Below are 24,629 nucleotides of genomic sequence, written 5' to 3'. Positions count from 1 at the left end.
TAGCGTCCTGACGATAAGCACACACCATGAACCTGCCCCTTACTTGCGCCCTGTTCACCCCCAGCTGGCACGCCGAGCTGGAACTCGGCTACGCGCGTTTCGGCGACACCACGCGCCCGGTGATGCGTCGCCACCTCGGCCCGCTGCGCGTGCAAAAACACCTGTACGCCGAAGGCCCCGAGGTGTGCCAGCACATCATCGTGCACCCGCCGGGCGGGATTGCCGGTGGCGATCGCCTGGACATCAGCGCCCACGTCGGTGCCGGTGCCTGGGCGCAGCTGACCAGCCCCGGCGCGGCCAAGTGGTACCGCGCCAACGGGCCGGCGTTTCAGCAGCTCGACCTCAGGGTCGAAGCCGGCGCGACGCTGGAGTGGCTGCCCCAGGAAACCATTGTATTCAGCGCCGCCCAGGCCGAACTCACCACGCGCATTGAGCTGCAAGGCGATGCGCGGCTGTTCTACTGGGACGTGGTCGCCCTCGGTCGCCCGGCCAGTGGCGAGCGTTTTGACCTGGGCCACTTCCAGTCGCACCTGGATATACGCCGCGACGGCCAGTTGCTCTGGCATGAGCGCCAGCGCATTGTGGGCGCCGACGGTTTGCTCGATTCACCTATCGGCCTGGACGGGCAACCGGTGTTTGCCACGCTGTTGCTGACCGCCGATATTGACCCTCAATTACTGGAAACCTGCCGCGCCCTGCCCAACGCGGTACGCGGCGACCTCACCCAATTGCCCGGCTTGCTGGTGGCCCGTTGTTTGGCCAGCGAAGCGCTGCTGGCACGGGGGTGGCTGATCGATTTATGGCGCGTGTTGCGCCCGGCCGTATTAGGCAGGGAAGCGGTATCACCGAGAATCTGGAGCACATGAAGATCAAACATGTGGGAGCGGGCTTGCTCGCCCCCACACGGGATCTCCATTGTTGATAAGAATGCTGCCTAAGAGAGACCTTGAACCATGGACCTGACCCCACGGGAAAAAGACAAACTGCTGATTTTCACCGCCGGCCTGGTAGCCGAGCGCCGCCTGGCGCGCGGGGTGAAGCTCAACTACCCGGAAACCATCGCCTACATCTGCGCCGCCTTGATGGAAGGCGCCCGCGACGGCCGCACCGTGGCCGAGCTGATGCACTACGGTACCACCCTGCTCAGCCGCGAGCAGGTGATGGAAGGCATCCCGGAAATGATCCCGGATGTCCAGGTCGAAGCCACCTTCCCCGACGGCACCAAGCTGGTCACCGTCCACCAACCCATTGCGTAAGAGGCCGGCCATGATTCGTGATGCAACCGAGCAGGACCTGCCTGCGATTCGCGACATCTACAACGATGCGGTGCTGAATACGACGGCGATCTGGAACGAACAACCGGTGGACCTGGCCAACCGTAAAGCCTGGTTCAGCGCGCGCCAGGCTCTGGGATATCCGGTCCTGGTGGCGGTGGAAAACGGCGAAGTCACGGGCTACGCCGCGTTTGGCGACTGGCGCCCGTTCGAGGGCTTCCGCTACAGCGTCGAACACTCGGTGTATGTGCGCAGCGACCAACGCGGCAAGGGCCTGGGCCCGCGCCTGATGGAAGGCTTGATCGAACGCGCGCGCACCTGCGGCAAACACGTGATGGTCGCCGCCATCGAAAGCAGCAACCAGGCCTCGATCCGCCTGCATGAACGCCTGGGGTTCATCACCACCGGGCAGATGCCGCAAGTGGGTATCAAGTTTGGCCGCTGGCTCGACCTCACCTTTATGCAGCTTGCCTTGAATCCGGGCGCAGAACCGCCCCAGGAGTGACATCGATGAACGCGGCTCAACTGCGTCGAGTCCATACTGAAAGTTTTGCCCACTACCGCCTGGGCTTGATCGAGCTGTTGCTGGACGCGGTCAAGCATGGCGCTTCAGTGGGTTTCATGGCCGATTTCGATGAGGCTCAAGCGCGTGCGTATCTGAACGGCGTGCAGGCGAGTATTGAAGACGCCAGCCTGCTGCTGTGGGTGGTGGTGCGCGACGAGCAGGTCATCGCCAGCGTGCAGTTGGCGCTGTGCCAGAAAGCCAACGGCCTGAACCGCGCCGAAGTACAAAAACTGCTGGTGCACAGCCGCGCACGGCGCCATGGCCTGGGCCAGCAACTGATGAACACCCTGGAACTCGCTGCCCGCCAGCACAAACGTGGCCTGCTGTACCTGGACACCGAGGCTGGCTCCGGCGCCGAAGCCTTCTACCAGTCCCTGCGCTACACCAAGATCGGCGAACTGCCCGACTACTGCCAACGCCCGGACGGGCGCTACAGCCCGACCGCTATCTACTTCAAGACCCTGGGGCAACCTGCATGATTCCTGGCGAATATCAGATCCAGCCTGGCGACATCGAACTCAACGTGGGCCGGCGCACCGTCACCCTCAGTGTGGCCAACAGCGGCGACCGGCCTATCCAGGTGGGTTCGCACTACCATTTTTTCGAGACCAATGACGCGCTGACGTTTGACCGCGCGGCAAGCCGTGGCATGCGCTTGAATATTCCGGCGGGAACGGCGGTGCGGTTTGAGCCGGGGCAGGCGAGGACTGTCGAACTCGTCGAACTGAGCGGAATGCGGCGAGTTTATGGGTTTGCGGGAAGAGTCATGGGCGAGCTTTAGGTCGACTGCAAGCATCAAGCTGCAAGCTGCAAGAAAGAGCAGCTTGTGGCGCCACACCTGCTTTTTCTTGAAGCTCGCAGCTTAAAGCTCGCAGCTCATATCCGAGGACCGAGGCTATGAAAATCACCCGTCAGGCATATGCCGACATGTACGGCCCCACCGTCGGTGACAAGGTCCGCCTGGCCGACACTGACCTGTTCGTGGAAGTCGAACAGGACTTCACCGTCTACGGCGAAGAAGTCAAATTCGGCGGCGGCAAGGTCATCCGCGACGGTCAGGGTCAAAGCCAATTACTCGCCCATGAAGTCGTCGACACACTGATCACCAACGCGTTGATCATCGACCACTGGGGCATCGTCAAGGCCGATGTGGGCCTGAAGAACGGGCGCATCCACGCCATCGGCAAGGCCGGCAACCCGGACATCCAGCCCGGCGTGACCATGGCCATCGGCGCCAGTACCGAAGTGATCGCCGGTGAGGGCATGATCCTCACCGCCGGCGGCATCGACAGCCATGTGCATTTCATCTGCCCGCAGCAGATCGAAGAAGCACTGACCAGCGGCGTCACTACCATGATCGGCGGCGGCACCGGCCCGGCCACCGGCACCAACGCGACCACTTGCACCTCCGGGCCCTGGCACCTGGCGCGCATGCTCCAGGCCAGCGATTCGTTTGCGATGAACATCGGCTTTACCGGCAAGGGCAACGCCAGCCTGCCGGAGCCGTTGATCGAACAGGTCAAGGCCGGCGCCATCGGTTTGAAGCTGCACGAAGACTGGGGCACCACGCCCGCGAGCATCGACAACTGCCTGAGCGTCGCCGACCAATACGATGTGCAGGTGGCGATCCACAGCGACACCCTCAACGAGTCCGGCTTTGTCGAAACCACATTGGCCGCGCTCAAGGGCCGCACCATCCACACCTACCACACCGAGGGTGCCGGTGGGGGGCACGCGCCGGATATCATCAAGGCCTGCGGCTTCCCCAACGTGCTCCCCAGTTCCACCAACCCGACGCGGCCGTTCACACGCAATACCATCGACGAACACCTGGACATGCTGATGGTCTGCCATCACCTCGACCCGAGCATTGCCGAAGACGTGGCCTTCGCCGAAAGCCGCATCCGCCGCGAGACCATCGCCGCCGAAGACATCCTGCACGACCTCGGCGCATTCTCGATGATCAGCTCCGACAGCCAGGCCATGGGCCGCGTGGGCGAGGTGATCACGCGCACCTGGCAGACCGCCGACAAGATGAAAAAACAGCGCGGCGCCCTGCCCGGCGACGGCCCCGGCAACGACAACTTCCGCGCCAAGCGCTACATCGCCAAGTACACCATCAACCCGGCGATCACCCACGGCCTCAGCCATATCGTCGGTTCCATCGAAGTCGGCAAATGGGCCGACCTGGTGCTGTGGCGCCCGGCATTCTTTGGCATCAAGCCGACCCTGATCCTCAAGGGCGGCGCGATTGCCTCAAGCCTGATGGGCGATGCCAACGCCTCGATCCCCACGCCGCAGCCGGTGCACTACCGCCCGATGTTCGCCAGCTTCGGCAGTTCGTTGCACGCCACCAGCCTGACCTTTATCAGCCAGGCCGCGCAGGACGCCGGATTGCCCGAAGCCCTGGGTTTGAAAAAGCAGATCGCCGTGGTCAAGGGCTGCCGCGACGTGCAGAAAACCGACTTGATCCACAACGATTACCTGCCGGATATTGAAGTGGACCCGCAAACTTATCAGGTCAAGGCCGACGGCGTGCTGCTGTGGTGTGAACCGGCGGACGTGCTGCCGATGGCCCAGCGGTATTTCCTGTTTTGAACGTCAGCCCAGCGGCTGCACTTCAGCCCGCGATGGGCCGGGCTGGTCCCCGGCCTGGGCCACCACCTCACGTTGCGACAAGTCGAGCAGGGTTTGATAGCGCTCCTCCTCCACCTGACTGTAGAGCGCGTTCAAGGCATTCGTGTAATCCTGATCGAACTGTGGATGGGCGCTTTCCAGTGCATCCAGCCTCGAGTCACGGCTGCGCTGCCACTGCGCGAACGTCTCGGGGTATTTCTGCTGTAAGTAATCAACCCAGTAGCCACGCGCGACCAGTTCGTGGAAAAACGCCTGGGTGCTCTCCGCGGCCAATACGCTCTGGACCGCAGCCTCCAGCTGCTGCCTCGGGAGCGGCATGCCATAGTTCATATGCGCGGGCTGGGCCGGCAGGTCCAGTCTGGACTGCAATCCCACACGGTATTCCAGGCGAATCTCGGCCTCGTCAGGGTGGGCACGCCGTGCAATTTCTGCGGACGCCAACGCTTCAACCTGCCCTAGACGAAACAATTGCCGGGACAGCTTCAACAGCGCCGGCCCCTTGAGATCCAGCCGCGACGGGTCGATCCCAAACAGAGTGTCGTGCTCGTAAACCTTCACCTCCAGCCCGCTGAAGGTAAGAATACGTCCGTCGACGCAGGTGCCATGAGTATTAGAGATGCCGAATAGGGTTTGCCGCAGCTCAGTGTCAGCGCCCGCGGCCTTGAGTACCCGCCATACGCGTCGTGTCAGGTCGGCGCGAGCCACCCTGAATTCCTTGGTGTCCTGCAACATCTTCAGCAGATTAAAAAACGCCGCGCTGTCCGGCTCCGCCTCTAACTGATCCCAAAGCCCGCGATGTTCTTGCAGCGTTTCAGATTCCAGTGTTTCAAACCACGGATCGCGCTCTGCTGGCGTGGCTTGCACCGGTTCAAGCACTTCATCGGGTTCGGCCGGCGCGTCCTCGTCTTCGCTGCTCGTCGGGCTGTCAAGTTGCTCAAGCATTTGCCGCAACTCGCGCCTGGAAAAGCCCAGCGCATGAGTGCGCTCGGTGCGCTCGGCATAGTCTTGCAGCCGCTCCAGCGCCTCGCGCGGCAGTTGCATGTTGCCGGAAAGATCGGTACCGAACATCAATGCGTCATGGCCACCCTCAAGCGCCAGGGGCGGAATTACATCGATTTCGTTGAGGCTCAGATTCAGTCGGTTCAAGGCCGCATGCTGCAAGACGCCTGCGGGCCAGTCTGTCAGTCGGTTACTGGCAATATCGAGTGTTTGCAGATGCGGGAACGCCTGCATATCGAACGTTTCCAGGTTGCAATGGCTGAGATCCAGCCACCGCAGTTGTGGCATCGTGGCCAATGCGCGGTACAGGCGCGCGGGGTCTATCAGTGGGTTGGTCGACAGTTCCAGGCGCTGCAGATGTTCCATGCGGCTGACAGCCTCGGGCACCTCCACCAGCAGGTTGCCGTTGAGCATCAACGTACGCAGCTGAGGAAATGCGTGCAGAAAACCGTTGGAGCCGTCCTCGGTCAACCTGACGCCCTTCAGGTTCAAGCTTTCAACGTGGGTGAAGCCGGTGGGCAATCCAGGCAAATCGCCGACCTGGACGCCCTCCAGTACCAGCGCGCGCTGAACGGCCTCGCCCGGCAACAGGCTGCTGCGCCAGGACTCAAGAATGCGTTGCGCCGCCCATCGGCGTGTCTGGGACGAAACCCGCCAGCCGTGACCGTGGGCTTCGCGGATAAACATCCAATCATTCAGTTCACGGGTCAACGTCTGCGACGAACGCTCCCACTCCAGAACACGCAGGTGAATGCTCAGCTCGGTGGCGCCATCGGCCTGCAGATGCTGTGCCCAGGCGTGCAAGGCGTCAGGTTGCAGCGCAGGGTTAAGGCGTTGCAGGCGCTGCTCAACCGATAGCGCGCGGCCTGCGGCGTCCGATGGCAGAGGCAGTAACCGCTGGATAACCGTCATACCGGTCTCGATCGGTGGAAACGCGTCCGGAACGTCCTCCAAGGCAAACCGGCCCAGGGCGCCATGCGCCAGACCGTAAGCGTCCTCAACCCGCTGCTGCGCCGCCGCGAATGCCGACTGGGTGGCGGGGTCCAGCGGCGCCCCGGTCAGGTTGCTGGCAATGACCAATCCATCGCGGTCCAGAGCGACCTGCGGCACGTGGGTGAGCTGGCTATCACGCAAATCCAGCCAAGACAGTTGCGTCAGGTTTTGCGCCCCGATCGGCCAACTCTGCAGTTTTGTGCGGCTAAGATTAAGCGCTTGTAAACCCGGCATGGCGCTCACATCCAGCGCGATGATCGGGTTATCTGCCAGGTTGAGGTGCGCAAGCGACGGCAGCGCACCCGGCGCCAGCGGCGACTCGACGAGGGCGCAATTGCTGAGGTCCAGTGTGCGCACGTTGGCAAAATTCTGAATGAACCGGGCCAACTGTGCAGGCGGCACGCGTGCACCGATCAGTTGCAACGTCTCGACATGGGCAAAGCCCTCGGGCGCCAACTCGGGCAGTTCGCTCACGGCCAACGCGCGCACGACCAATTTTGATGACCGTTGCGCGGTACCGAAGCGCTTGAGCAGGCCGTTGTACCAGCACGCCCGCAAAGTGAAGCGCAAATTGGAGCGCCGCATGCCTTCGCCCGAGGTGTCGAGGGTGTGGCTCCAGTCATCCAGTGTGCGGTTCAATTCGGCGTATTCGGTGCTCAAGGCTTCCATGGCATTAAACCGCGCCTGAAAGCCGCTCACCTGTGCCTTGAACGCTTCGAACAATGCCTGACGCTGCTCCATCAGACCCATATAGCTCAGTTCGTCGTGGCCCTGCCATTGCAGCCGGCTCAGTTCGCCCTCGCAGTAACTGCGGACCATTTGCTCCAGGTCCAACAGGTGTTCGGCGTGACGGGTCACGTAGGCGAACGCCGGTAGGAACTGCTCTCGGCTGATGTGCGACCAATTCATGGTCAGCCCCGACCACAGCCGCTCACGCCCCGGCTGGAACATCTCGGGCGGCAGCGTACTGATCGATGAGCTGGAAAAGTCCAGACGTTCCAGCAGAGGCAATTGAAATACGCCGGTCGGGAACCGCCACTGGAAGGCCCTGCCGAGTTTTAACCTGCGCAGTTGGCTCAGACGGCTGACATCCAGCACCTGCCCGGACGTCAACGCACACTCCAGGCTGAGTTCCCGCAAACCGGTGAGATTGCCCAGGCGCATTACCTGCATCTGTTCCAACGGAAAATTCGAGGCGATGCTCAAATTCGTCAGGTGCGGCATGTGCTCCAGCGCCGCGGGAACCGCACTCAGATCGGGAGTGTTGGCCACCAGCCTGAGGGTTTCAATCTGCGGAAAATAGCCGAGCACCTGCTCAACCGTGGCATTGGTGATCCCGCGACCGCTAAGGGTCAAGGTGCGTACATGGGAAAAGTCTGCGGTTAACGCCGGTAAGGGCTCATCGGTAAATATCTCCAGTTCGGCAAAACGCGCTCGCTCGGCCAGGGGCGAACGCCGCCAGCAGGCTTTGATCGCCTGAACGACCTGTCGCTTGCCGCCCATTGCCGCGAAAAATCCCTGCATCAATTCGGCCGAAGGCGCGCCGGCCCATTGGTCGAGGGTACTCTCCAGCGTTTGCCATTCGCGCATACGATTATTGAGCAGGTTGTAGATTTGCGATTCGTCGTCTCCTGCGGTCATGCGCCTGAGGATGAATCCATTGGCTTCGTCCTCCGTGAGTTGTGGATAAACCGCCCGCACCCGGCTGGCCAACGACGCCATCATGCCCTCGCCGCGACCGCTGGCGGGGTAGCCGATCAGCCTCGGCGAAATCCGCTGCGGCGGTTTGAACCAAGGTTGACCTCGCACATGGCCTTCAACGATCTGCGCCGACGCCTGGCGATGCTCCACCGCGTAGTCGATGATTGCTCGACGTAACGCCAGGCTTTGGCTGACCTGCGGCATACCCAGCGCCTGACGCGCATCATCCGGCAAGGCGTGCATGATCGAATCGTAAAAACTATCACCGTGCTGCGTGAGGCTGTTAAGGGCCTCACCGCGCGCGTTGAATGCTTGGTAGCGCGGCCCTTTCTTGACCAAGTATTTGCGTTGCGCGGCGGTCTCGCTGCCGATGCTGTCAAGCAAAGCGCCGTCGATGCTGCCTTCGCGCACCTCAAGTCGCAGTTGGCCCGACCAGCCCGGCAAGTGTCCCAGGGTGTGCAAGGCCAAGCGCTTGCTGTCGGCCGAGGTCAGGTTTTCCATGTGCAGGCCAGCAAACGCGTGGCCGACCCGGCCCTGGCGCACATACCAGCGCGCGCGCTCTTGCATCTCCAACGGCACGCGCCCGGTATCGTGCAGGCGGATCAATTGTTCGGTGTCGGTTTCGTCGAGCAGGGTATGCGCGGCGGATTCGCTCAGGCCAGGGTAAAGCCGTTGCAGTTTGGCCACCCTCGGCGGCGTGCGCCGGGTGCCGGTGTACAAGCTGTCGAATATTGCCGGTTGGCGGGTGCGGGCGTAGTCAGCCAGTTGTTTGCTGAACTCCAATGCGCGGTTATCGCGCACCCGCGCCGGCTCGCTGCCAAGCAGGTCGACCACTTCCGACTCATCCAGCGCCGCCAGGATATGCGACGGTAATTGACCGTTCAGTACGTCGGCACGGCTGATGCGAATCGTCGGTCGCTGCTTCAAGGCATTGTTGATGCGTTCTACACCATAGGTCTGTGAGCGTCCGCTCAGGCCCGGCCCGTCAAACACGCGCAGCGTCCTGCCCGCAGGCCAGCGCGGCAACTCGGTGACCAGTGGCAATACATACAGATAACGGCCATCGACCGCCCGACCGCTGCTCACTTGCTCGATCACTTGTGCCACATCCCGCTCCACGCTGAACAACCGCAAGGCGTCTGCCACTTCAGGCGGCGGCGGTTGGTTGTCCAAGTGCATTTTGCGCAACGTGTGATCGCCGGCCCCAGCGATGTCGGCGATGGCCAACAATTGGTCATCGGTGAAACCGTCCGTCACCGGCCCCATGCGGCGCAACAGCGTGACCCGGTTCCAGCTCGACGGCTGTTCATGGGTCAGGCGCCAGGCCCCGGCGCCATTGTGCGTGAGTGGCGGTTGATAGGCGTCGGGGTCGGCAGGGTGCTTGATCCGCCAGCGTTGCAGGCTTTCGTCGTAGGTTTTTTCGTAGACCTTACCCGACTGACGGATGTAGGTCTTGCCCGCCTGATGATACTGGCCCGCCGCGTTGGGCGCGGCATCCGCGAGCAATACGTCAGGGCTTTCGTAGCCGTCGAATGCAGGTTTCCACAGCCGCCCCTGCCCCCCAGGCAAGGTCACCGGTGCCAGCGCTTCGATCACCGGTTCGGGTTTGGCTGCAAGCAGTTTGCCCGCGACTTTACCGCCTGCCGCCATCGCCCCGAGCAGTGCCAGGTTTTCGGCCACGTCCACCAGGTGGACCTTGGCAGCCTGGCGATCCCCCTCACTCCATTCCAACGAACCTTCAAGCGTTTCGTACAACAACTGGCCCGCCATCACCCCCATCATCACTTCGCCCAGCACCGGGACGAACATCGAGACCGTGTTCAACACCAGCATGCCGATGTTGAGCAAGCGCGCCAGCTTCTCCGAGCGCACCCGCGCGTCCACGTCTGCCGTGGGGACGGCATGGCTGCGCGCGTCGCCGATCATTTTGTCGCGGTGTTGCTCGAAGAGGTAGTGCCACAGGTCGACGTTGGCCGCCCAAATGCCGTGGCCCGCGCGCGTCAACGCGGTGGGCGCGAGAAAGGGGTCAGGGTTGGCTTCCCTGACAGGCGGTGGGCCGGGTGGCAGTTCCTTGATATCGGTGAATACGCGAAAGGGATTGAAGCCCTGGGCCAACTCCGTCAACAACGATACATGAGGTAACAGGGCCTCGCCAAAGGAGCGGGCCGGTGCGTCTTCCGTGAATTGGCTGAAATACGCAGGTCGGTCGCTGTAAGCCACGAACTGGCTGAAAAACCGCTGGTAGGCCGTCGGGCTACCGTCATCTGGGGCTGTGGCGTCGCGCGCAGTAAAGCGCTGCTTGAAGGTGGCCGTCAGTTGCGCCCAGGTAAAGCGCTTGAGCGGGTGCTGCGGGTCGTTGGGGATGTAGAGAATGACGTCGTCGCTGTAACGAAATTTTTCGCAGATGACAAAGGCGAGGCAGCCGGTCATGCGCTTATTCATCAAGCCAAGGTCGCGAAACCACACGGGCTTGCCGTTGACCTTGGGGTTGAGCGACCCTTCGATCACGCTCTGCATCAAGCGGTAATCGGCAGGCTCGATATCGTTGCTCAGCAGTGCCTGCTCGGCTGCGGCAGCCAGGGCCGCTTTTTGGGCGCTGATGAATGTGTCGCGCAACGCTTGCTCCGCGCCCGGCTCGGCAGGTTGCAGGTAGTTTTTCAGGTAGCGCTGATATTTCGCACCCACGTCCAACGTGCGGCACAGACGGATGAACTGCGTCACCGTCAGCGGGGTGGCAAGTGTTTCGAAGTGGCCCGGCGTCGCCCCCGGCACCAGAAACCCCGACGAATGATGAAAGGCGCCCGCTTCGCATTCACGGGCTTCAAAACTGTGCAGCGCCGCCTGCAACAAGGGCAGGCGCGACACCTCGAAACGGCTGATCTCGATAGCGAGTATGCCGACCTCGATCGGTTTATTGAGGCACAACAAGGTGGTGTTGAGGTCCAGTTCGACCTTGTAGGTGTCTTTCAAGGCCTTAGCCAATAAGGGGGCGGCAAAGGTGTCGATGTCTTGCAGGGTCGACATGGCTTTGTCGAGCGCGGTCTGTGCAGCAAAGCGCTGAGTGAAACACGCGCGCACGGTCTTGCGCTGGGACGCCGATGCCTGGCGATAGAAGTCAGGCAGTGCGGCCGGGGCTGCTTTTAGGGCAGTGCGACGTTCGGGGGTGGCATTGATCAACCAGGCGGGGCTTGATTGCTCAAGAAAGGTGCGGTGCAGGCTCTGAGTAGCCGGCGGCGTCGCCGAGAGGTCGGGCATGATGTCGCTCCTGTGAAATGGAGCGTCAGCACATCATGCCCACTCGGGCGTTCGACGGTAGATAAATGTAGCGATGAAGGTTTAGAAGTGTTCTCGTGGATTGAACGCAGCTTTTTTCGCCAATTCCTGCCACAGGGCGATGGTCTCGTCATCCGCCTGCTTGGGCATCACGGCCTTGAGCTGTATGTACAGGAAGCCGCGCTCCCCGGCCTTGTTCAACAAGCCATGCCCCTTGGCGCGCACGCGCTGACCATTTTGGCTGCCGGCTGGAACCTTGAGGTTGATCTTGCCGGTGAGGGTCGGGACTGCCACTTCCGTGCCCAGCGCCAGCTCCCAAGGTGCCAGCGGCAAGTTGATGATCAGGTTTTCACCTTCCACTTCAAACTTCGGGTGCGGCGCAAACTTGATGATCAGGTACAGGTCGCCATTGGCCCCACCGCCAATACCCGGCGCGCCTTGCGCCTTGAGGCGGATGCGCTCACCGTCGGCCACGCCGGCGGGGATCTTCACGTTCAGGCTCTTGGTGGTATTGCTCACATGCCGGCCCGAGGCGTCGTATTGCGGCACCTGGAAGCTGATCGGCTTGGACTCGGTCGACAGCGTCTCTTCAAGCGACACGGTGAGCTGCATCTCCACATCCTGGCCCTTGCGCCCGGCAGGGCGACGCTGGCCGCCACCAAAGGCATCGCCGCGGGAGCCGAAGATGGAGCTGAAGAAGTCCGAAAATTCCTCACCGCCACCACCACCGCCATAGCCACCACGGCTCTGCCAGCCTGGTGGCCCCTGGAATGGCTGGCCATGCTGGCCGTATTTGCGCAGCTCGTCGTACTCGGCGCGCTTGTCGGCGCTTTTAAGCGCTTCATAGGCTTCGGACGCGTCCTTGAACTTGGCTTCGGCGTCTTTCTCCTTGCTCACATCCGGGTGATATTTGCGCGCGAGTTTGCGATACGCGGCCTTGATTTCTTTGTCATCGGCCGTCGGCTCGACACCCAGAATCTTGTAATAGTCTTTGAAATCCATCGGCGGTTCACCCTCCTAAATCGAGATCGCACAGCCCGGGGCACAACGTGCGCTGTATTGCACCTGTAGAGTCTTGTGGCCTGGGGGTGCGTCAAAATGTTTTCGGCACTTGCCGTATGCAGCAGATATTGGGGCAAATCCCCAGGTTTCAAGCTTGATTAAACGGATGGCCGGCCTACGCATCCGCCTTCGACTCGCATACACTGCGCGGCCGTTTTTCGACCGGAACCTGATAGACATGAAAAACCCATCCCCAGCCCGTGCCTGCGGTATCGACTTTGGCACGTCCAACTCCACCGTCGGCTGGATCCGTCCCGGCATGGAAACGCTTATCGCGCTGGAGGACGACAAAATCACCCTGCCGTCGGTGGTGTTCTTCAACTTCGAGGAGCGTCGTCCGGTCTACGGCCGCCTGGCCCTGCATGAGTACCTGGAAAACTACGAAGGCCGGCTGATGCGCTCGCTCAAGAGCCTGCTGGGTTCCAAGTTGATCAAGCACGACACCAGCGTGCTCGGCACCGCAATGCCCTTCACCGACTTGCTGGCGCTGTTTATCGGCCAACTCAAGAGCCGCGCCGAAGCAAACGCCGGCCGTGAGTTCGAAGAAGTGGTGCTGGGCCGCCCGGTGTTTTTCGTCGATGACGACCCGATGGCCGACCAGGAAGCGGAAAACACCCTGGTCGACGTTGCGCGCAAGATCGGCTTCAAGGACATCTCGTTCCAGTACGAACCGATTGCCGCCGCCTTCGACTACGAGTCCACCATCGAGAAGGAAGAGCTGGTACTGATCGTCGACATCGGCGGGGGTACGTCAGACTTCTCGCTGGTGCGCCTGTCGCCGGACCGTCGTCACAACGACAACCGCCACGACGACATCCTCGCCACCGGCGGCGTGCACATCGGCGGTACCGACTTCGATAAACAACTGAGCCTGCAAGGCATGATGCCGTTGTTTGGCTACGGCAGCCGCATGAAAAGTGGCGCCTACATGCCCACCAGCCATCACATGAACCTCGCCACCTGGCACACCATCAACTCGGTGTACTCGCAGAAATCCCAGCTGGCGTTGGGCAGCATGCGCTATGACATCGAGGACACCGGTGGTATCGATCGCCTGTTCAAGCTGATCGAACAGCGCGCCGGGCACTGGTTGGCGATGGAAGTGGAAGAAACCAAGATCCAGCTGACCCATGAAGACAGCCGCCATGTGGCGCTGGACCGGGTTGAGCCGGGGCTGAGCGTGGAGCTGAGCCGGGCGCTGTTCGAGTCGGCCATCGACGGCTTGCTGGAGCGCGTGCGCGGCAGTGTGACGCAGTTGCTCAACGATGCATCGGTCAGTGTGGCGCAGGTAGACACGGTGTTCTTTACCGGCGGTTCCAGCGGGATTCCGGCACTGCGTCACAGCATCTCGGCCATGCTGCCAAATGCGCGGCATGTGGAAGGGAATATCTTTGGCAGCATCGGCAGCGGGCTGGCGATTGAGGCGAGCAAGCGATACGGCTGCTGAAACACTGCGGTTCAAATGTGTGAAGCGGGCTTGCTCGCGAATAGGGAAGTGTCAGTCAAAGCTGCTCTGACTGATCCACCGCATTCACGAGCAAGCCCGCTCCCACATTTTGACCTGCGTACATCTTCCCCCCTACTCAGTAGTGACGCCGTAGCGCTCCACGACTTCGCACAACTGTTGCGGGATGGGTGCGATTGGCCCCAAGCAAACGCAAACCCGCTTTTACTTGCCGCTTGCCGCTTGCAACTCGCCACTCGCAACTGCCCCTAAACCATCCCGCCCAGCTTCAGCTCACTCTTCAAATACGCATAATAAATCGGCCCCGCTACCACCCCCGGCAAACCAAACGCGGCTTCAAACACCAGCATCGCCAGCAACAACTCCCACGATTTGGCACTGATCTGCCCACCCACGATCCGCGCGTTGAGGAAGTACTCGACCTTGTGGATAACAATCAGATACCCCAACGCCGCCACCGCCACCCAGATCGACAGCGACAGCGCGACGATGGTGATCAGGGTGTTGGACATCAGGTTGCCGATCACCGGCAGCAAGCCGAGCAGGAAGGTGAGCACGATCAGGGTTTTGGTCAGCGGCAGGTGAATCCCGCACAGCGGCAGCACCACGGCTAGGAATACAGCGGTGAATGCGGTGTTGAGTGCGGCGATTTTGATCTGGGCGAAAACAATGTTGCGAAAGGCCTGGACCAGCAAGTGCAGGCGATCAAACAGGGCGGCGGCCAAGGGTTTGCGTTTGGTCAGGTCGGGCACGCGCTGCAAGGCGATGATCGCGCCGAGCACCATGCCGATCAGCAGGGTGACGAACATATGCGCGGCATCCTTACCAACAAGCTGCAGTTCGCTCAGGTGTTTACTCAGCCAATCGCCGATGGCCACGCGGAATTCGGCAGCGCTGGCGGGCAGGTAAGCATCGAGAAACGGCGGCAGTTGGCCGCGCGCGCGGTCGACCACGCCCATGAATTTGTCGAGGGAAGCTCCGGGATTTTCCGCTTCGTGGAGCAGGAAGCTGATGGCGCCGGCAAAGATCAGCGTCAGTACGCTGACGATCAGGGTGCCAAGCAGAGCCACCGCCAGCCAACGCGCGCGCCGACCTTCGATCAGCCGTTGCAGTTGGGGGGTGAGCATGTTGACCAGCTCATAGACCAGCAGGCCGGCCAGCAGGCTGGGCAGCAATTTGAGCGGCAGTACCAGCAGCAATCCGCCGAAAATGATGATGTAGCTGGCCTGCAACAACACATGACGCTGAGAAAACGTTGGCATACAGCCTCAAAACGAACGGCGTTAAAGGATGGGCAGTCTGCCAGCCTTGGGGAAATCAAGCGAGAGGTCTTAGTGTTGTGAACACGGCCAGTGTGGGAGCGGGCTTGCTCGCGAAGGCGGTGGTTCAGTCACTGATGTGTTGAACGAAAAACGGCTTTCGAAAGCAAGCCCACAGGAGATTCGCGTACTCAGCTGCCTTTCAGGCAAGTGCTCATAAAGGTTTTGCGCGCATCGCCCGTCAGCGTCTTGGTTTTCGCCGATGCATTGCAATCCTTCATCTTCTGCTGCTGCGGGGTCAGGGTCTTGGCGTCGTTGGCCGCCGGGGCGGACAGGCAGGTTTTCATGAAGGCCTTGCGCTCGTCGCCCTTGAGCGTCTTGGTGGAGGCTTCAGCGTTGCAGGTGGTCATTTTGTTTTGCTGGGCGGTGGCGGCAAAGCCCTGGGAACACAACAGCAGGCCCATCATCAACAGCGGAATTCGCAGCATCTTCATGGAGTTTTCTCCCTGTTACCGTGCCGGAGAGCACGGCCTTCCAGCAGTGTAGTCAAAACCTGCTACATCTTCACCGACTGCGTATATGCGTGCGCCGATAATGCTCCGGGGTACAACCCGCCTGGCGTTGGAACATGGCGATAAAAGCCGAGGCGGTGCTGTAGCCCAAGTCGAATGCCACATGTTGCACGCTGCGCTCGCTGTCGAGGGCTTCGATGGCCGCCAGGTAGCGCAGGCGCTGGCGCCATTCACCAAAGCTCATGCCGAGTTCGCGCACAAACTGACGCGCCAGGGTGCGTTCGCTCACGTGTACCTGCTCGGCCCAATGTGCCAGGGGGCGGTTGTCTGCGGGGTCGGTCTGCATGCCTTCCAATACTGCGAGCAACCCGGGGTGGCGGGCGTAGGGCAGGAAGCACTCGTGGATCGGCGCCTGTTTGAGCTGGTCCACCAGCACTTGGGCCAGGCGGATATCGGATGCGGTCTGCGGCATATGCACGTCGCGCTGTGCGAAGTCGCGAAGGATGGCCTTGAGGATATCGCTGATGGCCAGGGTGCAAGGCTGTTGCGGCAGTGGCTCGCAGAGTTCCGGGGCAAGGCCCACCGAGTGGTAGACAATCGCCTCGGCGTTGTAGGAGCTGTGTTCGGTGTGCGGCGGCACCCACACCGCGTATTGCGGCGGTGACATGAAGCGGCTGCCGGCCACTTCCATGCGCATCACGCCGCTGGCGGAGTAATCCAGCGAGCCCCAGAAATGCTGGTGCGGGGTGCATTCAGTGTCCGGGGCGAAATCAGAATAGCGCAAGTACACCGGGCTCGGCAGCTGGGGGAAATCCTGAAGGCGTACGTTGTGCTTGGCCATTTTGTCTGGATACAGCGGTCACTTGTCTGGATCGAAGTATAAGCTTCAATCCAGACAAGGGATAATCCTGCCTCATCAACACGCCTGGTTTCTTTCGATGCAATACGCTTATCCCCTGCTGGCCATTTTTATCTGGGCCGGCAACACCGTGGTCAACAAACTGGCGGTGGGTTCGATCTTTCCCGCTGAAATCGGTTTTTACCGCTGGTTGCTGGCCGCGCTGCTGTTTACGCCGTTCATGCTCAAGCCGGTGATTGCCAAATGGCCGTTGATCCGCCCGAACCTGGGCAAGATCTTCATCCTCGGCGTGCTGGGCATGGCGGTGTACCAGAGCCTGGCGTATTACGCCGCTACGCTGACCAGCGCCACCAACATGGGCATTATCCTGTCGCTGATGCCGTTGATGGCACTGACGGCGGCCATCATCAGCCTTGGCCAGCGCCTGACCTACGGCGCACTGACCGGTGCTGTGCTGTCGTTTGCCGGCGTAGTCGTGGTGGTGTCGGCGGGCAGCCTGGGCGTACTGCTGCAACACGGGGTCAACCTGGGTGACGGCATGATGCTGGTCGCCACCCTGGCCTACGCGGTCTACAGCACCCTGCTGAAAAAATGGCAACTGCGCTTGCCACCCTTGGTGTTGCTGTATTTGCAGGTGCTGGTGGCCGTGGTGGTGCTGTTTCCGCTGTTCCTGTTCTCGGCAAAAGCCGGCCTTGGCTGGGCGAATATTCCACTGGTGCTGTATGCGTGCCTGCTGGCCTCGATGCTGGCGCCGCTGGCGTGGATGCATTCAGTGAAGACCTTGGGCCCGAGCCGCACCACGCTGTTTTTCAACCTGCTGCCGTTGATCACCGCGCTGATTGCGGCGGCGGTGTTGAAGGAAAAGTTGGCGCTGTACCACTTGGTGGGCGGTTTGCTGACGTTGGGCGGGGTGATTTTGTCGGAGCGATGGACTACCCCCGTCAGTAATGCCTGAACACAGCCTGCTCTCACAGCTACACCCCAGCAGCCTTGAGCCTTTGTGCATGCTCGACAAACAACCGAATAGGCTCGGCCCCCTTTCCCACTAGGCCCAGCGATTGGTTGACGATATCGAAATGGTCCAAGGGGTAGTCATCACCGATCACCAACCCCAGGTGTGAGCTATAGCGCCCTACCATGCCATCGCACTGACCCTTTTCCCGCACAAAGCTGCGGGCGAACAAACGGCAACTGCGGTGCGTACCGTCGAACAGGTTACGACCACGGTCAGTGATGCCCGGCTGCAAGGTGCCGGACCACGAGTAATAGCGCACCCCATTGACCTCTTCGGCGCCCTGCCCGCCCCAGGTCTCGGGCAATCCTTGTGGATATTGCTGATTGAACAGCGCCACACCCGCGCTGGTCAGGGACCTATGGGACGCCTGCAGATCCGTCTTGAAGCGCGGACCGCGATAGCCGGTTTCCAGCACGCCCATCACCCAGGCAACCAGGTGAAACAGCGCGCTCATGATCCGGCCCTTGGCGCCGTCGACGGGATAATGGGTGTGGATATGGTCGGCCAGCTCCGAACCATGATTAGGCCCAGCCACCGACGTCACCGACGCCACCCACTCCGGTCGCTTGGCCGCCGCATATCGCGCGGTGAGCGAGCCCTGGCTGTGGCCGATCAGGTTGACCTTGGCGGCTCCGGTTTCGCGGCGGATGCGCTCGATCTGCACCAGCAATTGCTCGCCGCGCACTTCGCTGGAATCGAGCGGCGCCACCTGCACTGGATACACTTGGGCGCCCCCCGCGCGTAGTGCAGGAACAATGCCGTACCAATAGGGAAACAGTCCCAGGCGCACAAAACCGAGCATGCCGGGTACTAGCACCAACGGGTAACACGTGGCTAACGACTTCGGCATGGTGCGAACGGCCTCGAAAATGCGCAGTTGCCCTGCAGCGTAGGCCAACCTCAAGTCATGTAGATGAAGCCCAGGGTAAATTCGATAAAACTTTTTGCTTCAGCCAACACTCACAACGTGGAGCGATCACGCCGGTAGAGCGTGGCGTAAAACCGGATTAGCACCAGGAGATTGAGATGACTGAAGCAAACTTGACTGACGTAGCAACCCTGCGCCAACGCGCCCGCCAGAACGTCGAAAACGGTGCCGTGACCGAAGGCTACGACGCCGACCGCGAAGAAATCATCCGCTTGCTCAACGGCTCGCTCGCCACTGAATTGGTCTGCGTACTGCGCTACAAGCGCCATTACTTCATGGCCAGCGGCGTCAAAGCCCATGTAGCCGCAGAAGAATTCCTCGAGCACGCCACTCAGGAAGCCGAGCACGCCGACAAACTCGCCGAGCGCATCGTGCAGTTGGGCGGCGAACCGGAGTTCAACCCGGATCTGCTGTCGAAAAACTCCCACGCTCAATACGTGGCAGGTAACAGCTTGAAGGAAATGGTCTACGAAGACCTGGTGGCCGAACGGATCGCGGTGGACAGCTACCGTGAAATCATCCAGTACATCGGTGACAAAGATCCGACCACGCGCCGTCTCTTCGAGGAGATCCTGGCCCAGGAAGAAGAGCACGCCGACGACATGGCGGATATTCTCGAAAGCCTGTAATACCAAAAAACCGGAATACCAAAAAGGGCGCGCTGGATAACCAGCGCGCCCTTTTTGTCTGTGTGGGCGGCGGTGAGTCAGCGTTGGTTTTTTTCAAAATGACTCACCGGCGTCCAATGTGTCTAGCAACCACTGGCCACGCTGCCAAAGTGCCTGCTGTTTGGATTCAGCCATACGGTCGAGATTTTTATAAATCATGCTCATGCGTTGATTGCCGCGTAAGCGGTCACCGTGACGCATCAGAAAGTGCCAATACAGCGCGTTGAAAGGGCAAGCATCGTCGGTGGTGCTTTCGCTCACCTTGTAGGCGCAGCCCCGGCAATAGTCGGACATCCGCTTGATGTATTGGCCACTTGCGCAATAGGGTTTGGAGCCCAGGTAACCGCCATCGGCGTGCATCACCATGCCTAAGGTATTGGGCAATTCCACCCAGTCGAAGGCGTCCATGTAGATGGCCAAGTACCATTCGCAAATCTGACTCGGTGCGATGCCGGCGAGCAGAGCGAAATTGCCGGTGACCATCAGCCGCTGGATATGGTGAGCGTAGGCATGCTCAAGGCTTTGGCTGATTGCTTGGCGCATGCAGTTCATCTGTGTCTCGCCTGTCCAGTAGAACGCTGGAAGCGAGCGTGTGTTGCCGAACACATTGCCATCGGCATAGTCAGGCATCTTCAGCCAGTAGACGCCTCGGACATATTCTCGCCAGCCGATCAGTTGTCGAATAAAGCCTTCGGCAGCGTTAAGTGCAATGCTGCCCGACTCGTAGGCTGACGCCACATCGCCGCACAACTGACGCAGATCGAGCAGGCCAATATTCAGCGCAGCGCTGATACGGGCATGAAACAGAAAAGGCTCGTCGCTGGCCATGGCGTCTTGATAGTCGCCGAAGGCTGCCAAGCCCCAGTCGAGAAAGTATTCCCACAGGGCCTGGGCGTCGGCGTGGGTGACCGGGTAGTCGAATGCGTCGAGGGAGCCGTAGTGACTGGCGAAATGTTTGCCCACCAACGCCATCACTTCCTGGGTGATCGGGTCGGGCGCAAATCGGGCGGGTGAGGGAGGCCTAACCCCCTTCGGTAGCGCCTTGCGGTTTTCTGCATCAAAGTTCCAGGCACCTCCGACCGGGCTGCCATCACCCTTGAGCAACAATCCACTCTTGCGCCGCATTTCTCTGTAGAAGAATTCCATGCGCAGCTGCTTTTTGCCGTGTGCCCAATTGGAGAACTCGGTGCGTGTGCAGAGAAAACGACTGTCGCAATGCCACGTTATGCCTAAGCCACAGTCCCTGAGCGATTGCTCCAAGCGCCAGTCGCCGCATTCGGTGATGTGTATTTCGTCTGCTTGCATCAGCGCCTGCCACCGCTGTAACTCGCTCGGCACTGACCCCGTGTTGTCTGGATCATCGAGCGCAACGTACTGCACGCGAACGCCCCGCTGCTGCAGCGCCTCGGCGAAATGGCGCATGGCGCTGAAGATCAGGGTGATTTTTTGCGGATGATGAGGGACATGGCTGGCTTCCTCCATCACCTCGACAAGCAGCACGGTATCGCTTTGGGCATCCAAGCCCTGCAATGAGGCGAGATCGAACGATAGCTGATCACCCAAGATCAGGCACAAACGGTTAGCGTTCTTCATCAATAACTCTGACCGGCGGCGTCCGGCTGCCAGGGGGGGGTTGGGGGGCTGGCACTGCACAGCGCCCACTGCGACAGCGAACGCTGCCATCCGGATGAGGCAGCCAGGCCAAATGCGGACGCCAGCGGCAAAAAAGACGATAACCCACGTTAAAAAATGGCCGGGTCAACCGCCACGATAACGGTGCTGCCCAGATACCGAGCCCCGCTGCTCGCCAGCTCCAGAGCGTAGCGTCCAGCCCGGTGACCCAGGTTCCATCGTCAAACCTGGCGTGCAGTGATGCCTCCATTTGTGCACGCGTGAACCCCAGCGCGTTGGCGTCGAAGGCAGCATCGCTGATATCCACAAATAGAAGGCGTTCGGGTGTAGCGCGCGCACTCAGAAGCTTGATTTCTCGAGCGCAAAGTGGGCACTCGCCCTCAAAATAAAGCGTCAGTGGCCACCGCGAATTCTTGTACAATGAGTCGCTTCCTGTATAAGTTTTATAGCACGATATGCTCAAAATCCATCGCTGACAACGGGCACCCACACCGCTGCGAATTTAGTTTTTTGATGGAGCCAGCTCGGCGGCCTAGCCTGATAGCACATAGCTATCAATGCAGTGAGTATTGCTAACTGGATGGACCCTATTGCGTCGACGTATCGTCAATGAACTCAACGTGAGTGGCTAATAGTGCCACTCGCATCAACTCAGCCCAGTGCAGGGCGAATTTCCGAGCTAGCCATGAAGAAAACGCTTTCGTTGGCCACACGTATAGGGCTGAGCTTCGCGGCCATACTGGCGCTTCTCGTAGTGATCACTGCCATCGGCATTCAGCGCGTGGCGTTTATTGATTCCACGTTGGGCGACGTCAGCGAAAACGCCGCGAAGGTACAGCGCTACGCAATCAATTTCCGTGGCAGCGTGCATAACCGTGCCATTGCGATCCGGGATGCGGTGCTGGTGGCGAACAAAGCGGACCTGGAAAAACACTTGGATGAGATTCGAGCCCTGGAAAAGGCCTACTCCGACTCGGCGGCCCCTATGGACCAGCTGTTCAAAGGCACCAGCGTGACCGCCGAAGAGGTTCGATTGCTGAGCGCCATCAAGGCCATCGAACAACAAACCCTGACATCTACCCAGGCGATAATCTCCCTGCGCCAAGCGGGCGATATTCCGGGAGCCCAAGCGCTGCTGATGCGTCAAACGTCTTTGGAATACAGCGAGTGGCTCAAGCGCGTGAATGCGCTGATCGACTATGAAGAGGCGTCGATCAAGGCGAAGCTTGGCGCGGTGCAAGCCACTGCCAGCCAGTTCAGTACGCTGATGATCATCGCGACCGGCATTGCCCTGTTGTTGAGCATTATGTTGTCGGCGGTGATTATTCGCTTCGTCAACTCCACGCTGGGCGCAGAGCCTACGGAAGTTGCATTAGCCATCGCGCGGTTGGCTGCGGGTGATCTGAATCAGACGATTGCCACGAAGTACCCCAATAGCGTGATGGGCGTATTAAAAGACGCACTTAGCCACCTGGCAGAGACTATCCAGCAAGTGCGCAGGGCGGCCCAAGAGGTCAATCACTCGTCGACTCAATTGTCTGCCACCTCATCGGCCAACAATGACCAGATCAGCCTGCAAACCCGTGAAGCCGAGCAGGTGGCCACCGCCATCACGCAAATGGCGGCAACGGTGAATGAAGTCTCAGGGTATGCCGCGCAGGCAGCTGAGGCGTCCCGGTTGGCTGATATAGAAGTGGAAAGCGGCAATCGATTGGTGGCTAGCACCACACAGGCCATCGAACAACTGGCCGTCACGCTGGAGCAGACCACAGGCACCGTGAACCAGGTGTCCAAACACAGCGAAAAGATCGAGTCAGTGATCGATGTTATCAACGCCATCGCTGCGCAAACCAACTTGCTGGCCCTGAACGCCGCCATTGAGGCTGCGCGGGCTGGAGAACATGGGCGCGGGTTTGCGGTAGTCGCCGATGAGGTGCGCTCGCTGGCCAACCGGACTCAGCGGTCGACCGAGGAAATTCGGGAGATGATCAGCACGCTGCAAGTGGGCACTGAAACCGCCTCGCGAACCATGCGTGACAGCTGCGAGCTGGCAAGCCAAACCGTGGTGCAAACCCGCAGGGCGCAGAGTGCGTTAGCCAAGATCAGCGAGCAGGTGGGTGCGATCAGCGACATGAACGCCCAAATCGCCAGTGCCTCCTCGCAGCAGAACAGCGTGGCCGAAGACGTGGCGCAAAACATCAACCGTATTCACGGCTCCACCGTGCAGTCCGCCACCGGCTCACGCCAAGTGGCAACGGCGAGCATGGCACTCGCGCAGTTGGCGGATCGCCTTACTGCGAAAGTTGCGTTTTTCAGCGCTGCTTAGGCGTCACAAAGGACTCAACAAGCTGCTGACTTTGCCGATAGCCTTATCAAGACCCAACAGGCGGTTTCCCCATGTTCAATACCAAAATCAAGAACCAGCTTCAATCTCAGACAGCCGAGCTGGCGCAGCTGCGACAACTGCGTGATGGACTCAGCCATGAAATGCTGACGTTGAGTATCGATTCGACATTTAAAATTACCGCCTGCAACGACAACTTCGCACAGGCCTTGGGCTATACCCAGAATCAGCTTCTGGGCCGTGCCATGGCCGATATCGTCCCCCAGTACGTCTCCAAGCTGCCGTGCTTTCACAACTTTCGAGCCGCCATCGCCGCAGGTAAATCGATCTCTGACGAATACCGTTACCTGCATGCTGACGGTTCGTTAGTGTGGATTCATGCTCATTGGCAGCCGATAACCGATGCGACTGGCCTGTTAAGTCATATCGCTTGCTATGCGACCAACATTACGTCCCGCGTAGAAAAAGCCTCGGAAAACGCCTCGTTCATTGACGCGCTGCTGCGTTCGACGGCGGTGATCGAGTTCGATCTATCCGGGCATGTGCTCACCGCGAATGATCAGTTCTTAAAAGCCATGGGCTACAACTTGAGCCAAGCGAAAGGCAGTCACCACCGTATTTTCTGCAAGCCAGAAGAAATCTCGTCGCAGAACTACAAGGATTTTTGGTCAACGTTGAACAAGGGTGAATTTGTTGCTGGCCGCTTCGAACGAATTGACAGTCGCGGTCAGACTGTATGGCTGGAGGCGACTTATAACCCGGTGTACGACACCGAAGGCACACTCTGCAAGGTCGTTAAGTTTGCGACGGTTGTCACCGACCAAGTGGCCCGTGAACAAGCCGTCAGTGAAGCCGCCCAAACTGCATTTGAAATCTCCCAGCAGACTGACGTGACGGCTCAGCGCGGCGCCGTCGTGGTGAACGACACGATGCACACCATGCGCAAAGTCGCTGTTGATATGCAGGCGGCCTCTGGCGGCGTTGAAGCGCTCGGCAAGCAGTCATTGTTGATCAGCTCGATCATTCAGACGATCAGTAGTATTGCCCAGCAAACCAACTTGCTGGCATTGAACGCTGCGATTGAAGCTGCGCGCGCAGGTGAGCAGGGGCGCGGTTTTGCGGTCGTGGCGGATGAAGTTCGGCAATTGGCTGGGCGCACCAGCACGGCTACCGAAGAAATTGCATCGGTTGTCTTGCAGAACCAGAAGCTGGTGGATGAGACCGTCGCCGAGATGGCAAACAGCAAATCCCAAGCAGAGCAAGGCCTTGAACTCGCCACCCAGGCTGGCCACGTCATTGTTGAGATTCAGGATGGCGCCAAACGAGTGGTCGATGCGGTGGGCAGGTTTGCGACCCAGGTTGCCTAGGGTCGCAACAGCGCTGGCGCAGAATGTTCGCTAGCGCTGTTGCGACACATCGTTTGATTAATGGGCAAGCGGGTGA

Annotated in this window: 19 protein-coding genes and 2 pseudogenes; 13 read left to right on the top strand and 8 right to left on the bottom strand. The window is 60.2% G+C overall.

The genetic code is table 11. The features are described 5' to 3' along the window. Positions 1-26 precede the first annotated feature (26 nt). The 6 genes from AACY52_RS15540 to ureC all read left to right on the top strand — a co-directional run bounded on the left by AACY52_RS15540 (position 27) and on the right by ureC (position 4,437). Complete coding sequence (locus AACY52_RS15540) at positions 27-866, top strand: urease accessory protein UreD (protein ID WP_339415726.1); 840 nt, start codon at positions 27-29, stop codon at positions 864-866. A gap of 87 nt (positions 867-953) precedes the next feature. Continuing rightward, positions 954-1,256 (top strand): urease subunit gamma, encoded by a 303-nt coding sequence (gene ureA / locus AACY52_RS15535; protein WP_339415724.1) that lies wholly within the window; start codon positions 954-956, stop codon positions 1,254-1,256. Between the two features lie 10 nt (positions 1,257-1,266). Then, positions 1,267-1,779, top strand: a complete 513-nt coding sequence (locus tag AACY52_RS15530) for an N-acetyltransferase family protein (RefSeq protein ID WP_339427233.1) — start codon at positions 1,267-1,269, stop codon at positions 1,777-1,779. A gap of 5 nt (positions 1,780-1,784) precedes the next feature. Next, entirely contained in the window at positions 1,785-2,318 is a 534-nt protein-coding gene (locus AACY52_RS15525; protein WP_339415720.1) for a GNAT family N-acetyltransferase, read from the top strand. Beyond that, on the top strand, positions 2,315-2,620 hold the full coding sequence (locus AACY52_RS15520) for an urease subunit beta (protein WP_339427234.1): 306 nt from the start codon (positions 2,315-2,317) through the stop codon (positions 2,618-2,620). The genes AACY52_RS15525 and AACY52_RS15520 overlap by 4 nt, the downstream gene beginning before the upstream one ends. Positions 2,621-2,736: 116 nt before the next feature. After that, entirely contained in the window at positions 2,737-4,437 is a 1,701-nt protein-coding gene (gene ureC, locus AACY52_RS15515; RefSeq protein WP_339415717.1) for an urease subunit alpha, read from the top strand. 3 nt (positions 4,438-4,440) lie between these two features. Here the strand turns inward: ureC and AACY52_RS15510 are convergent, their stop codons facing one another. Further along, complete coding sequence (locus AACY52_RS15510) at positions 4,441-11,424, bottom strand: NEL-type E3 ubiquitin ligase domain-containing protein (protein WP_339560595.1); 6,984 nt, start codon at positions 11,422-11,424, stop codon at positions 4,441-4,443. Between the two features lie 81 nt (positions 11,425-11,505). Then, positions 11,506-12,444, bottom strand: a complete 939-nt coding sequence (locus tag AACY52_RS15505) for a DnaJ C-terminal domain-containing protein (RefSeq protein ID WP_339427236.1) — start codon at positions 12,442-12,444, stop codon at positions 11,506-11,508. A 238-nt stretch (positions 12,445-12,682) separates the two neighbouring features. Here AACY52_RS15505 and AACY52_RS15500 point away from each other — a divergent pair, with 238 nt between their 5' ends. Further along, complete coding sequence (locus tag AACY52_RS15500) at positions 12,683-13,951, top strand: Hsp70 family protein (RefSeq protein ID WP_339415713.1); 1,269 nt, start codon at positions 12,683-12,685, stop codon at positions 13,949-13,951. A 266-nt stretch (positions 13,952-14,217) separates the two neighbouring features. On the opposite strand, the gene AACY52_RS15495 is transcribed toward AACY52_RS15500, so the two are convergent. The 3 genes from AACY52_RS15495 to AACY52_RS15485 form a co-directional block, all read right to left on the bottom strand. Then, on the bottom strand, positions 14,218-15,231 hold the full coding sequence (locus AACY52_RS15495; RefSeq protein WP_339415712.1) for an AI-2E family transporter: 1,014 nt from the start codon (positions 15,229-15,231) through the stop codon (positions 14,218-14,220). 188 nt (positions 15,232-15,419) lie between these two features. Continuing rightward, on the bottom strand, positions 15,420-15,722 hold the full coding sequence (locus AACY52_RS15490) for a PsiF family protein (protein ID WP_339415711.1): 303 nt from the start codon (positions 15,720-15,722) through the stop codon (positions 15,420-15,422). A 70-nt stretch (positions 15,723-15,792) separates the two neighbouring features. Further along, positions 15,793-16,581 carry a helix-turn-helix transcriptional regulator gene (locus AACY52_RS15485; RefSeq protein ID WP_339415709.1) on the bottom strand — a complete coding sequence of 263 codons (789 nt, stop codon included), beginning with the start codon at positions 16,579-16,581 and terminating at the stop codon, positions 15,793-15,795. Between the two features lie 97 nt (positions 16,582-16,678). Here AACY52_RS15485 and AACY52_RS15480 point away from each other — a divergent pair, with 97 nt between their 5' ends. Continuing rightward, the gene (locus tag AACY52_RS15480) at positions 16,679-17,554 is read left to right on the top strand and encodes a DMT family transporter (RefSeq protein WP_339415708.1); all 876 of its coding nucleotides are present in this window, start codon (positions 16,679-16,681) and stop codon (positions 17,552-17,554) included. Positions 17,555-17,573: 19 nt separating this feature from the next. On the opposite strand, the gene AACY52_RS15475 is transcribed toward AACY52_RS15480, so the two are convergent. Then, on the bottom strand, positions 17,574-18,464 hold the full coding sequence (locus AACY52_RS15475) for a triacylglycerol lipase (protein WP_339415706.1): 891 nt from the start codon (positions 18,462-18,464) through the stop codon (positions 17,574-17,576). A 176-nt stretch (positions 18,465-18,640) separates the two neighbouring features. Here AACY52_RS15475 and AACY52_RS15470 point away from each other — a divergent pair, with 176 nt between their 5' ends. Beyond that, positions 18,641-19,171 carry a bacterioferritin gene (locus AACY52_RS15470; RefSeq protein WP_065874325.1) on the top strand — a complete coding sequence of 177 codons (531 nt, stop codon included), beginning with the start codon at positions 18,641-18,643 and terminating at the stop codon, positions 19,169-19,171. A 93-nt stretch (positions 19,172-19,264) separates the two neighbouring features. Here the strand turns inward: AACY52_RS15470 and AACY52_RS15465 are convergent, their stop codons facing one another. Both AACY52_RS15465 and AACY52_RS15460 read right to left on the bottom strand, forming a co-directional pair. Then, positions 19,265-20,803, bottom strand: coding sequence for a cryptochrome/photolyase family protein (locus AACY52_RS15465; protein ID WP_339415831.1), 1,539 nt, complete (start codon positions 20,801-20,803; stop codon positions 19,265-19,267). Continuing rightward, complete coding sequence (locus AACY52_RS15460; RefSeq protein ID WP_339415705.1) at positions 20,790-21,263, bottom strand: DUF393 domain-containing protein; 474 nt, start codon at positions 21,261-21,263, stop codon at positions 20,790-20,792. The genes AACY52_RS15465 and AACY52_RS15460 overlap by 14 nt, the downstream gene beginning before the upstream one ends. Before the next feature lie 264 nt (positions 21,264-21,527). Here AACY52_RS15460 and AACY52_RS32260 point away from each other — a divergent pair. The 4 genes and pseudogenes from AACY52_RS32260 to AACY52_RS32245 all read left to right on the top strand — a co-directional run. Further along, a pseudogene (locus tag AACY52_RS32260) lies at positions 21,528-22,040 on the top strand (MCP four helix bundle domain-containing protein); the annotation flags it as partial. 69 nt (positions 22,041-22,109) lie between these two features. Then, complete coding sequence (locus AACY52_RS32255; protein WP_370468028.1) at positions 22,110-23,168, top strand: methyl-accepting chemotaxis protein; 1,059 nt, start codon at positions 22,110-22,112, stop codon at positions 23,166-23,168. Between the two features lie 71 nt (positions 23,169-23,239). Then, positions 23,240-24,016, top strand: a pseudogene (locus AACY52_RS32250) (PAS domain-containing protein); the annotation flags it as partial. Positions 24,017-24,115: 99 nt separating this feature from the next. Continuing rightward, positions 24,116-24,553, top strand: coding sequence for a methyl-accepting chemotaxis protein (locus AACY52_RS32245; protein WP_370467830.1), 438 nt, complete (start codon positions 24,116-24,118; stop codon positions 24,551-24,553). The last annotated feature ends 76 nt before the right edge of the window (positions 24,554-24,629 follow it).

It is taken from the genome of Pseudomonas sp. EA_65y_Pfl1_P113, from assembly GCF_963970525.1.
Taxonomy (GTDB): Bacteria; Pseudomonadota; Gammaproteobacteria; order Pseudomonadales; family Pseudomonadaceae; genus Aquipseudomonas; species Aquipseudomonas tritici.
Note: the sequence above shows the minus strand (reverse complement) of the source record. Positions and strands in the feature narration are given on the sequence as shown.

Bases quoted from the DNA above. Each gene is read 5' to 3' on its own strand.
- AACY52_RS15525 (WP_339415720.1), top strand. From the start codon at position 1,785: ATGAACGCGGCTCAACTGCGTCGAGTCCATACTGAAAGTTTTGCCCAC.
- AACY52_RS15485 (WP_339415709.1), bottom strand. From the start codon at position 16,581: ATGGCCAAGCACAACGTACGCCTTCAGGATTTCCCCCAGCTGCCGAGC.
- AACY52_RS15490 (WP_339415711.1), bottom strand. From the start codon at position 15,722: ATGAAGATGCTGCGAATTCCGCTGTTGATGATGGGCCTGCTGTTGTGT.
- AACY52_RS15530 (WP_339427233.1), top strand. From the start codon at position 1,267: ATGATTCGTGATGCAACCGAGCAGGACCTGCCTGCGATTCGCGACATC.
- AACY52_RS15470 (WP_065874325.1), top strand. From the start codon at position 18,641: ATGACTGAAGCAAACTTGACTGACGTAGCAACCCTGCGCCAACGCGCC.
- AACY52_RS15505 (WP_339427236.1), bottom strand. From the start codon at position 12,444: ATGGATTTCAAAGACTATTACAAGATTCTGGGTGTCGAGCCGACGGCC.
- AACY52_RS15510 (WP_339560595.1), bottom strand. From the start codon at position 11,424: ATGCCCGACCTCTCGGCGACGCCGCCGGCTACTCAGAGCCTGCACCGC.
- AACY52_RS15540 (WP_339415726.1), top strand. From the start codon at position 27: ATGAACCTGCCCCTTACTTGCGCCCTGTTCACCCCCAGCTGGCACGCC.
- AACY52_RS15475 (WP_339415706.1), bottom strand. From the start codon at position 18,464: ATGCCGAAGTCGTTAGCCACGTGTTACCCGTTGGTGCTAGTACCCGGC.
- AACY52_RS32245 (WP_370467830.1), top strand. From the start codon at position 24,116: ATGCACACCATGCGCAAAGTCGCTGTTGATATGCAGGCGGCCTCTGGC.
- ureC (WP_339415717.1), top strand. From the start codon at position 2,737: ATGAAAATCACCCGTCAGGCATATGCCGACATGTACGGCCCCACCGTC.
- AACY52_RS15520 (WP_339427234.1), top strand. From the start codon at position 2,315: ATGATTCCTGGCGAATATCAGATCCAGCCTGGCGACATCGAACTCAAC.
- AACY52_RS15495 (WP_339415712.1), bottom strand. From the start codon at position 15,231: ATGCCAACGTTTTCTCAGCGTCATGTGTTGTTGCAGGCCAGCTACATC.
- AACY52_RS15465 (WP_339415831.1), bottom strand. From the start codon at position 20,803: ATGAAGAACGCTAACCGTTTGTGCCTGATCTTGGGTGATCAGCTATCG.
- ureA (WP_339415724.1), top strand. From the start codon at position 954: ATGGACCTGACCCCACGGGAAAAAGACAAACTGCTGATTTTCACCGCC.
- AACY52_RS15480 (WP_339415708.1), top strand. From the start codon at position 16,679: ATGCAATACGCTTATCCCCTGCTGGCCATTTTTATCTGGGCCGGCAAC.
- AACY52_RS32255 (WP_370468028.1), top strand. From the start codon at position 22,110: ATGATCATCGCGACCGGCATTGCCCTGTTGTTGAGCATTATGTTGTCG.
- AACY52_RS15500 (WP_339415713.1), top strand. From the start codon at position 12,683: ATGAAAAACCCATCCCCAGCCCGTGCCTGCGGTATCGACTTTGGCACG.